Here is a 10,884-nt window from a genome sequence, read left to right as displayed (position 1 = left end):
AAGAAGAAAGTACTACTGCCGTTTTGTTTATACAGTCTTATATGAAAGTTCTTATATCTTTAGCCTACTTTACTACCTGGTTTTACTTCTCCGAGTGTGGTTGTTACGCTGAGAGAACCATCGAAGTTCACAGCAGAAAGAATCATACCTTGACTTTCAATGCCCATCATATTACGAGGAGGGAAGTTGGCTATGAAGAGAACATCCTTACCAATGAGTTGCTCTGGTTCGTAGAATGCAGCAATACCGCTAAGGATTGTGCGCTCTGAACCGCTGCCATCGTCGATTGTAAACTTAAGGAGTTTCTTGCTCTTCTTTACCTTTTCGCAATGAATAATGTGTCCAACGCGAATGTCAAGCTTCTCAAAATCATCGAAAGAAACATCTTTCTTGATAGGTTCAGCCACATAGTTGTTAGCTTCGTTAGCCTTTTTGGTATCCTCAAGTTTCTTGAGTTGAGCATCGATAGTTTCATCTTCGATCTTCTCGAACAGCAAGTGTGGCTCGTTAAGCTTATGTCCTGCTGGAATAATATCGGTGCTACCAAGCTGTGTCCAGTCGTATTCAGCCAGGTTGATCATATTGCGAAGCTCCTTACTACTGAATGGAAGGAATGGTTCGAAGGCTATACTGAGGTTGGCAACCAACTGAAGTGAGATATTCAAAATAGTTTCTACACGCTTAGGATCGGTCTTCCAAACTTTCCAAGGTTCGCATTCGGCAATGTAACGGTTGCCAATTCGTGCCAAATTCATGGCCTCTTTCTGAGCTTCGCGGAACTTAAATACATCGAGATAGCTTTCTACTTTCTCCTTCACATCTTTAAATTCTTGAATTGTTTGACGGTCTACGTCTTGCAATTCGCCACATGCAGGCACCACGCCATCCCAGTATTTCTGCGTCAATTGCAATGCTCTGTTCACGAAATTGCCATATACTGCCACGAGCTCGCTATTGTTACGCTCTTGGAAATCCTTCCATGTGAAGTTGTTATCCTTCGTCTCTGGCGCATTAGCAGTAAGCACATAGCGTAGCACATCTTGCTTGTTAGGGAAGTCTACCAAGTATTCGTGCAGCCATACCGCCCAGTTGCGGCTTGTTGAAATCTTATCGTTCTCAAGGTTCAGGAACTCGTTAGAAGGCACGTTATCAGGCAAAATGTAGTCGCCATGTGCTTTTAACATGCTTGGAAAGATAAGGCAGTGGAACACAATATTGTCTTTTCCGATGAAGTGAACAAGGCGTGTTTCAGGGTCTTGCCACCACTTTTGCCAACTACCGAACTGCTCTGGATTGCTGTCGCAAAGCTCCTTAGTGTTCGAAATATATCCAATAGGAGCATCAAACCACACGTAAAGCACTTTACCTTCGGCTCCCTCAACAGGTACAGGGATGCCCCAATCAAGGTCACGGGTCATGGCACGAGGCTGCAAATCCATGTCTAACCAGCTCTTACATTGTCCGTACACGTTCGGACGCCACTCTTTATGGTCGCTTAAAATCCACTTTTTCAACCATTCTTGGTAGTCATTCAGTGGCAAATACCAGTTTTTAGTAGCCTTAATCACAGGCTTTGACCCTGAAATAGTAGATTGTGGATTGATAAGTTCCATAGGACTGAGGTCGCTACCGCACTTCTCACATTGGTCGCCGTAGGCGTGTTCGTTGTGGCAATGTGGACATTCTCCAATCACATAGCGGTCGGCTAAGAATTGTTTCGCCTCCTCATCGTAAAGCTGTTCGCTTTCTTTCTCAATCAATTTGCCCTCATCATAGAGCTTACGGAAGAAGTCTGAAGCAAACTTATGATGGGTTTCGCTGGTAGTACGGCTATACACATCGAATGAAATACCAAACTCTTTGAACGAGTCTTTTATCATTTTGTGGTAGCGGTCGCAAACAGCTTGTGGGGTGATTCCCTCTTTCTTAGCACGTAAAGTGATAGGCACTCCGTGTTCATCGCTGCCCCCGATGAAAACAACTTCTTCTTTCTTAAGTCGCAAATAACGTGCGTAAATATCTGAAGGAACGTACACTCCTGCAAGATGTCCTATATGTACACCACCATTAGCATAGGGCAATGCTGCCGTAACAGTGGTTCTTTTGAATTTCTTTTCTCCCATATATGTATATCGTTTGTTTTTAATCAGATTGCAAAGTTACGGCAATTTACTGAAACTTGCAAAGGTTATTATAATCTCACCATTTTATTGTATTCTTATCGTTTTGGCACCTTCGTAACAGCCTATAGTGCGTTGTCCTTTCTTATATATATCCTCGTTTCCTGGCATATCAAGCACGAAGCCAGCTGCTTTCACCTGTGCAACAAGATTATCGTAAGCTATTTGGTTGAAAACTCCAATAATAATAGCTCCATCTTTAAAGGCTATGTAGCTTGAAACTCCCTTTTGTAACGGCTTCGGATAGTCTTCGTACTTGTTGTCTGTTAGGATTTTTGCAAGACGACAATTCTTATAATAAAGCTTCGTAAACTTATCAAGACGATAGATTTCGTAGTTTTCTTTTAGCTTGTAACCATATTTTTTCGTTATTGCTGTTACCTTTTCAGGATTTTCAAAGATATCTATGCCTTCTGCAATGCTAATAAATTCCTTACTTGCCTCTACTTTTTCGGTTACTACTCCCGGCGTAGTTGTCGCATCGGAAGCTGTTGTAGACTTCTGTGTTGTACCACAACTTGCTAGTGTTAGAGCTATTGTCGCCATTACGGCAGTTATCCATTGTTTATGCTTCATACCTTTCTTATTTGTAGGTAACTACTGTTTCAGCAGTTACCACCTTATATATAATATGGTGCAAAGGTACGATATTTTTTTCTTCCTATGGCATAAAACTAAAAAACTAAGTAGCAGAAGCAATGTTGAAACATTTTCTAGCTTCATCAATAACGTTGATTGATATGAACTCTACAACTATTCTATTTAATAGATATAAGTTAAGAAGCAATATGGAAGATATGCCCTTATTTGTTGTAAAGTCCTCCTGTATAGTCTGTTTTCAGTTAGTTTAACCTAATATGGAATAGCAGTGTAAAGTCTATAGTTATACTCCTTTAATTGGCAAAATACACTATTGTAGTTGTTTTTTGAAAAAAAAGTTTCAAAAAAATAGTTATTTAATTTTTTATTTGTACTTTTGTCAAATCATCATATAATAATTATCTGTTATAACAATAGAAGGTTTTAATAGTTTTTATAATATGAAGACAAACAGAAGCAACTAAGCATTAGTCTATAAATTAGATGTGCTGAATGAAAAACCTAATAAGAAGTAATTAATCGAATATTAACTAAACCAAAAACAAATGAAAAAACTTCTATTATCTTGCTTTGCATTTGCAATGGCAATCGCAGCTACTGCACAGAATGGTAGCTTGAAAGTAACCGAGCAAGACTACAATCTTGTTCAACCAATCAGTTCTGTAAAATTCCACAACAACGTTAAGGCTACAAGAGCAAACTTGCCTGCTAACCAGCGTTACATGGGTAACTACAGCAGTGATAACTATAATGAGAAGGGTGTTGGCTTTACCCAAAACGAAGGCAAATTAACCCTTATGACTCCTATTTTCAAAGATATTGCTGCAGGATTCGATGGCGGTAAGGTTGTTGGTATGCGTGCTGCAATACCTGCTGATGGTGTTGGCGCTATCACATTAAAGCTTTTTACCTACAATACAGTAGATGGAAAGATGGACTTTAAGGTAGTTGCTGAACAAGAAGTTGCTAACTCTAAGAAAGGTTGGAACGATGTAACATTCACGACTCCTTATACTCTTGACTTCACAAAGGCTGAAGGTGTGATGTTAGGATTTACTTATACACAGAAGAAAGGTTCTACTCCTGAGTGCTATGCTATCTCATTGCAGAAAGAAGGAACTGTTGTTCCAACATACGTTACTATGGAAGGTAGCAATGAATTGTACGCTTTCTCTTCTGAGAAATACGGAAACCTTGCAGTGCAAGCGATAGTAGAAAAAGATTATCCAGCTAAGGATATCATGCTTCATAGCGTTAAATTCAACAAGTTTACAAAGACTTCAATCAACACAAAGTTCGTTGTAAACGTTAGCAACTTAGGTACATCAGACATCAATGCTTATACTTTAGTAGCATCAATTGATGGTAAGCAAATCAAAGAACAAACTATTACAGGTGTCGTTAATGGTACTATCAAGGCTGATGTAGTTGAAATTCCTACTACAGATGTAGAACTTGGCGCACACAAAATTAAGTTTGCTATCACTAAGGTAGATGGTGCTGAGCCAACAGGCAACACTAAGAACGACGTTTACGAATCAGATATCAACTTCTACGAAACAGCTCTTAAGAGACAAAAGCAGCTCATTGAGCAGTTTACAGCTGTTACTTGTACATGGTGTCCTACTGGTTCAAGACTCTTAAAGCAATTGCAAGATAATCGTCATGACTTGGCTTGGGTGGCTCTTCACGGCCCAATGGGTAGCCCAGACCCATATCAGACAAACCAAAGTATTGCTATTATGAAGGCGCTTGGTGCAAGTGGTTATCCAATGGCAGCATTCAACAGAACAGCAATAGAAGGTGCTCTTACAACAGCAATTGCTTTCAAAGAAGAAGCATTTAGCCAAGCAGTTCAAATGTTTAACCAAATGTTTGAACAAACAGATGCTAATCTTCCTGCATTCGTAAACCTTGAAATTGCTGCTAAGGTAGACAAGGTTACTAACGAAAACAACGACCAATTGGTTGTAGATGTAAAGGGTTTGGGTGTTAAGAGCGCAGCAAGCTTCCTTAAAGACTATGTTCTTTACGTTTATGTAACAGAAGATGGACTCGTTAGTCCACAGATTGATAAGGGTCAAAGAATTAAGAACTATGTTCACAATGGCACATTCCGTCAGTGCTTAACAAACATCAACGGTGACAACATTACATGGTCTGGCGACAACTTTGATAAGCAATTCACTTACACTATCCCTGCTGGTTACAACGCAGACAAGATGCATGTAATTGCATTTGTGGCTCCTAAGTTGGGCGATAGCTCTATTGCTGTAGACGAACACGTAGTAAACCAAACCAATATTGCAGACGTTGTTGTTCTAACTGCAGGCATTGAAAATGCAAGTATAGACGCTGACAACGAGATAGTAGCACGTTACAACCTTGCTGGTCAGAAGATTGACAAGGCTCAGAAGGGTGTAAACATTGTGAAGTACAAGAACGGTAAGGTTGTTAGAGTAGTTGTAAAGTAATTTAAAACTGCTATAGAATATAAGAATTATTATTGTTGCTTGACAACAATCCCTACTTTTGCTGACGCTGAAAACGTTTAGTAGCTGAAGCAAAAGCGTTATAAAGGCTGGATTCCGACATAGGACTCCAGCCTCTTTTTATATGCTATTGTTCAGTGCTGACAACTTGAAGGTAGTGTCAGAATACTGAATCTGTAGAGTAGTATAGTCATTTTTTTATCTCCCTTTTGCAATTTATAGCAGATGCGAAAAATATTTATGGATTGTAAGAAGCCATTGTTTACATATAAAAGTTGCTTCCATTACTGTAGCAAAATGGCTGATTGGCTATATCGCACAGCATATATTTTTCCGCTATTGAGTAGAGAATGTTTATATAGAATATCTCTTTAGTTTGTAAAGAAAAATACAACGCAAAAGCTGTGTATATGCTTTTGCGTTGCAATAGTGCCTGTTTTGTGCAGCAATAGTGCCTGTTTTGCAAGGTAAAAGAGCCGCTTTTGCAATGCAAAACAACCCCTATAATAAAGTCTTGATAATTAAACGGTTACGCAATACAAGATATTCTGTAAAATCTTTACATTTATATTGTTCTCATTTCATCTATATATGAAGATGTTCAGAGCCAATTATTGAGAAGAGAGAGAAGTGCTTTCTATTCGCAATCGACGTATTTTAAGTATGGTTTATTTTAGTTTTTATCTCTCCTAACTTTTCGTATTGATTTGATAAACAATGACAAATGTTTGATATTTAGTGTTTATTAACATTATAGATTTGTTTTCATTACGAATTTATCGTAAGTTTGTAGCAGAAACAAATAAACCAAATTCGAATATGGAGAAGTTAACAAAGCAAGAAGAAGAAGTAATGTTGCAAGTATGGCGCTTAGGAAGCTGTACGACGAAAGAGGTTTTACAGCATTTGGAAGAGCCTAAACCACCTTACACAACAGTGGCTTCGGTGATGAATAATCTAAAGCGCAAGGGATACGTAAAGGCGAAACAGCATCGTGCGATTTATCATTTTACGCCGCAAATAGCGCAAACTGAATATAAATCAGACTTTATGAGCAGTTTCGTAGGCAACTATTTTAAGAACTCATTTCGTGAAATGGTGTCGTTCTTTGCTAAGGAAGACAAGATATCACCAGAGGATTTGAAAGATATTATCAGTGAAATTGAAAAAGGAAAAGACACAAAATAGAAGCTGAATGCCCACAAAGACATTTAGCATCTGCCTTCAAACATATTTTTAAACAATAATCGATTGAAAACGAAATAGCTATGATGATGTATTTATTGAAACTCAACATTGCCCTTATCGTGCTCTTCGGCTTTTATAAGTTGATGTTTTCGAGCGACACATTCTTCTCGTGGCGCAGAGCATCTCTTATTGGAATGTATTTCGTTGCGATATTGGTGCCAGGGCTAAACTTCTCCTATTGGATTAACAAGAGCGTAGGAATGTTGTCAATAGCTAACGAATATGCAACCATTATACTGCCCACCGTAAGCATAACACCTGGTAAAGGAGGTTCGTTAAACTGGGAATCTACGGCAACAACACTATATATCATGATGGTAAGCCTACTGTTTTTGCGCTTTTTATGGCAGCTGTTTTCCATCGTAAGACTAAAGAATAAATGCAAAACAGCCGAAATAGATGGCAAAAAGGTGTATCTATTGGAAATCGAAGATGGACCTTTCTCATTCTTCAATTGGATTTTTATCAATCAATCGAAGCATAACCAAAAGGAAATAACCGAAATAATGACGCACGAACTGACGCATTGCAGACAGCAACACACTTTGGATATTCTTCTTTCAGAACTATTCTCCATTGTTTTTTGGGCAAATCCGTTTGTGTGGTTGCTAAAGCGTGAAGTGCGATTGAACCTTGAATATCTTGCCGACCACAATGTTTTGGCAAGTGGAACAAATAGTAAGGAATACCAATACCATTTGTTGGGATTGGCATTTAGAAAGAATGTAGCTACTATATCAAATAATTTTAATGTTTTACCTCTTAAGAAACGTATTAACATGATGAACAAAAAACGAACAAAAGGAATTGCGAAAGCAAAGTATGCCCTTTATATTCCGTTAGCAGTAGCATTGCTCATTGTTAGTAATATAGAGACAGTTGCACACAATATAGCAAAGGTTTCTAAGGCTATATCAACGGATAAGGCGAGCGTTGAACAACAAAAGAAGGTGGCTTTGCCATCTGAAAGCAAAACAACTACATTGCAGGAAAGTCAGAAGAACGTGCTGTCTACCGAAGCAATTGAAAGCACAAGCAATAAGGTGGAAGCATTGACGGACAGCCGAAATGCTGAAATAGCCACTCAAGAAGTAGGAATTACGACTGAAATTGCAAACGAAGAACCAACTGAACAGAAGCCAAAGAAAGCTCCGAGGAAAGTGTTTACCGTTATTGAAGAAATGCCTACTTTCAATGGAAATCTTAACCAATGGCTTGCAGAAAATATGAAATATCCATCGGAGGCAGTTAAAAATAAGGAACAAGGACGTGTTATCGTGCAGTTTATCGTATCAAAAGAAGGCGAAGTAATGGAACCTAAGATTATACGTTCCGTTTCTCCATTGTTGGATAAGGAAGCACTTCGTGTGGTATTATCAATGCCGAAATGGAAGCCGGGCAAGGCAAACGGAAAACCTGTTGCCGTGCGTTACACGCTACCTATATACTTCAAATTAAGCTGAAAATAAGTAGTATATTGGCAAAGAATTAGTTTCCGTGGGGCTATAGTCATTTAAAAGCCCCACAGAAATTTATGTTAGAACTTCTCATTTATCTTTTAACCGATTTGTTTATATGCGAAAACAATTTCTGCTCTTTGTAGTTTTATTTTGTTTCTCTCTGTTTGCGATTGCGCAACATCGCCGACAGCTCGTTGAAAAAGGAGATAGTTGCATGAAGGCATATAACTATTTTCACGCTATTTCGCACTATAAGCAAGCGCAGATGTTGGACGACAATAACGCTATAAGAATGAAACTGGCGTCGTGTTATTATCTTCGTACAGCATATAAACAATGTGTTGATGTGCTGAAAACCATTCCAGAAGACAGCCTTACCCACGATGCACTGCGCGAAATGTACTATGCGCAAGGTGCAATGCGCAATGTAACGCTGCAAACATATTGGGGAATGACGCTCTTAGAAAGGTTTCCGATGGACGGACATATCGTTGCTGACCTCATGAAAGTATTCTTATCTGAAGAAGATAGTCAGCCTAATATGGCAATATTGTACGGAGAACGCTATTGTAAACAGGATTCTGACAATGTAGAAGTAAACCGAATGCTGGGCGAAGCCTATTTCTTGGACCGCAAATACAACCAATGCATTGCTATATATAATAAGGTGATGGTAGCAGGCGACACCACTTACAATGCACTTTACTATACTGCTGGTGCGTACGAATATCTGAATAAGCTCGATTTAGCAGCCTTTTACTTTGCAAAAGCCGTGGGATACGACCCTAAAATAGCTGTTGGGAACTATCGGTTAGGCATTGTTGAAAATCAATTGGGACATTACGATGCAGCAATAGAACATCTAAGAGTTGCAGCGGAGCTATATGAACCGAGCAAATCCATCATGTTTATAATATATAAGAATATGGGTGATGCAAAGAATAGCCTTAAATCGTTCAAAGAGGCTTACCTTTATTGGGGATATGCACTAGCCTATGTTGACGATAAAGAACTTAAGGAGAAACGTCTAGAACTGAAAAAACAAGTTGGCTTGTAGTATTGGCGCATGGCTATTCAGCAAAAATACAATCTGATAAGACCATCGAAGAAGCGCCCTTTCGGTATGTTATAAAAGCAATAAACCTACTTTATGTCCAGCTGTAATGACTTAAAGTAGGTTTATTGTATATGTGTTTACCTTTGTTTTTATAAGTTTTCGAGTTCCTTCGTAAGGATACTTTCAAGTTGTTCTGCCGAAAGTCGCACTTGAAATTCACCGCGAATGGCTACCGAAATCTTACCCGTCTCTTCTGAAACCACAATAGCGAGAGCGTCAGAAGCCTGCGAAATACCCATTGCAGCACGGTGGCGAAGTCCGAATTCCTTTGGAATATCTTGGTTGTGGCTAACCGGAAGAATACAGCCAGCAGCCTTAATACGCTTCTTCGATATTACCATTGCGCCATCGTGGAGAGGTGAATTCTTAAAGAAAATATTTTCTATGAGTCGTTGATTGATGCGTGCATCAATGTAATCGCCCGTTTCTACTATGTCTTGCAAAATAACTCCGCGCTCTATAACAATCAGTGCGCCTACCTTACCCTTGCCCATATTCATGCAAGCCATAACGATAGGAAGAATCGTTTCACGGTCTACACCCTTCTTATTCTTGTCGCTTCGGAAGATTTTTAGTATGTTTCTTGCTTTCTGATGCGCACCAAGATTGTAGAGGAAGTAGCGTATTTCTTCCTGGAAAAGCACGATAATGCCGATAACTCCTACAGAAACAAGCTTGTCCATAATGCTTCCTAAGAGGCGCATCTCCAATACTTGGCTGACAATAAGCCAGACAACAATGAATATCATAATACCTGCGAACACGTTAAGCGAACGCGATTCTTTCATGATACGATAGAGGTAGTAGAGCATAAGCGCTACCAACACTATGTCAATGATGTCTTTTAAGCCAAAATCAAAAAACATATTTCTTCCTTTCTGCTATTTCTTTTACGCAACAATCAGCCTATTCTGCCTTTGTAGTAGCTATCAATCGCTCGTAAATGCGCACAGTTTCTACTGCTTCTTTCACATCGTGAACACGCAAGATGCTTGCCCCTTTCATGAGAGAAATCATGTTAAGAGCCGTTGTTCCATTCAGACTCTCTTGTGCTGTAATACCCAATAGTTGATGAATCATGCGCTTTCTGCTAATACCAACAAGTATAGGAAGCTCTAAAGCGTGTAGTTGTTCCATGACGCCCATTAGTGCAAAGTTACCATCAATAGGGTCTTTACCGAAGCCAAAGCCTGGATCTAAGATGATATCTTTCTGCCCAAGAGCACGCAATTCCTGCACTTCGCGCGATAAGTTGATAAGCATATCGTGCATATTAGCAGCCTTAGACATCAGTATATAAGGTGTTCCCAGTTCGGCAACAGTACGAAACATGTCTGGATCGCTGCCTTCTTCAACATCATTTATAATATCTGCATTAAACTCTTCAACCATGCGTCGGGCGATAGAAGCACGAAAAGTGTCGATAGAAATAATAGCATTTGGCTGTGCTTTACGAATAATTGGCAGTGCCATAGTAAGACGACGCATTTCTTCTTTTTCGTCTACAAACTCTCCTCCTGGGCGTGTAGAACATGCACCTACGTCGATAATCTTTGCCCCTTCTGCTATAATCTGATTAGTACGCTTGTATATTTCCGCTTCCGTTTGCATACGGCTGTCTGCGTAAAACGAATCGGGAGTAACGTTTAAGATGCCCATTACACAAGGCTTCGAAAGGTCGAACAATTCTCCTCTTATGTTGATGGTATAGCTAACTGGGCTAAGTTGTTGTGCAAAACTATTTTTTTCCATATTAGGCAAAGTTACTAAAAGCTCTTTAAACTTTA

General features: G+C 39.3%; 8 protein-coding genes. 4 read left to right on the top strand and 4 right to left on the bottom strand.

Features of this window, described 5'->3' with window-relative positions:
- Nucleotides 1-59 precede the first annotated feature (59 nt).
- Both metG and HXN26_RS02465 read right to left on the bottom strand, forming a co-directional pair.
- Nucleotides 60-2,123 carry a methionine--tRNA ligase gene (gene metG / locus HXN26_RS02470; protein WP_273158454.1) on the bottom strand — a complete coding sequence of 688 codons (2,064 nt, stop codon included), beginning with the start codon at nt 2,121-2,123 and terminating at the stop codon, nt 60-62.
- 84 nt (nt 2,124-2,207) lie between these two features.
- Nucleotides 2,208-2,756: a hypothetical protein gene (locus HXN26_RS02465; RefSeq protein ID WP_273158453.1), complete on the bottom strand. Its 549-nt coding sequence runs from the start codon at nt 2,754-2,756 to the stop codon at nt 2,208-2,210.
- A 569-nt stretch (nt 2,757-3,325) separates the two neighbouring features.
- On the opposite strand from HXN26_RS02465, the gene HXN26_RS02460 reads away from it, so the two are divergent.
- The 4 genes from HXN26_RS02460 to HXN26_RS02445 all read left to right on the top strand — a co-directional run bounded on the left by HXN26_RS02460 (nt 3,326) and on the right by HXN26_RS02445 (nt 9,037).
- Nucleotides 3,326-5,254 carry an Omp28-related outer membrane protein gene (locus HXN26_RS02460; RefSeq protein WP_273158452.1) on the top strand — a complete coding sequence of 643 codons (1,929 nt, stop codon included), beginning with the start codon at nt 3,326-3,328 and terminating at the stop codon, nt 5,252-5,254.
- A gap of 837 nt (nt 5,255-6,091) precedes the next feature.
- Entirely contained in the window at nt 6,092-6,460 is a 369-nt protein-coding gene (locus tag HXN26_RS02455) for a BlaI/MecI/CopY family transcriptional regulator (RefSeq protein ID WP_273158451.1), read from the top strand.
- 80 nt (nt 6,461-6,540) lie between these two features.
- Nucleotides 6,541-7,983 carry a M56 family metallopeptidase gene (locus HXN26_RS02450; RefSeq protein ID WP_273158450.1) on the top strand — a complete coding sequence of 481 codons (1,443 nt, stop codon included), beginning with the start codon at nt 6,541-6,543 and terminating at the stop codon, nt 7,981-7,983.
- 112 nt (nt 7,984-8,095) lie between these two features.
- Nucleotides 8,096-9,037 (top strand): tetratricopeptide repeat protein, encoded by a 942-nt coding sequence (locus tag HXN26_RS02445; protein ID WP_273158449.1) that lies wholly within the window; start codon nt 8,096-8,098, stop codon nt 9,035-9,037.
- Nucleotides 9,038-9,186: 149 nt separating this feature from the next.
- Here the strand turns inward: HXN26_RS02445 and cdaA are convergent, their stop codons facing one another.
- Entirely contained in the window at nt 9,187-9,963 is a 777-nt protein-coding gene (gene cdaA, locus HXN26_RS02440) for a diadenylate cyclase CdaA (RefSeq protein ID WP_273158448.1), read from the bottom strand.
- A gap of 40 nt (nt 9,964-10,003) precedes the next feature.
- Entirely contained in the window at nt 10,004-10,849 is an 846-nt protein-coding gene (gene folP / locus HXN26_RS02435) for a dihydropteroate synthase (RefSeq protein WP_273158447.1), read from the bottom strand.
- Nucleotides 10,850-10,884: the final 35 nt, after the last annotated feature.

Origin of the sequence: Prevotella aurantiaca (assembly GCF_015262605.1) — a bacterium.
In the GTDB taxonomy this organism is placed as follows: Bacteria; Bacteroidota; Bacteroidia; order Bacteroidales; family Bacteroidaceae; genus Prevotella; species Prevotella aurantiaca.
Note: the sequence above shows the minus strand (reverse complement) of the source record. Positions and strands in the feature narration are given on the sequence as shown.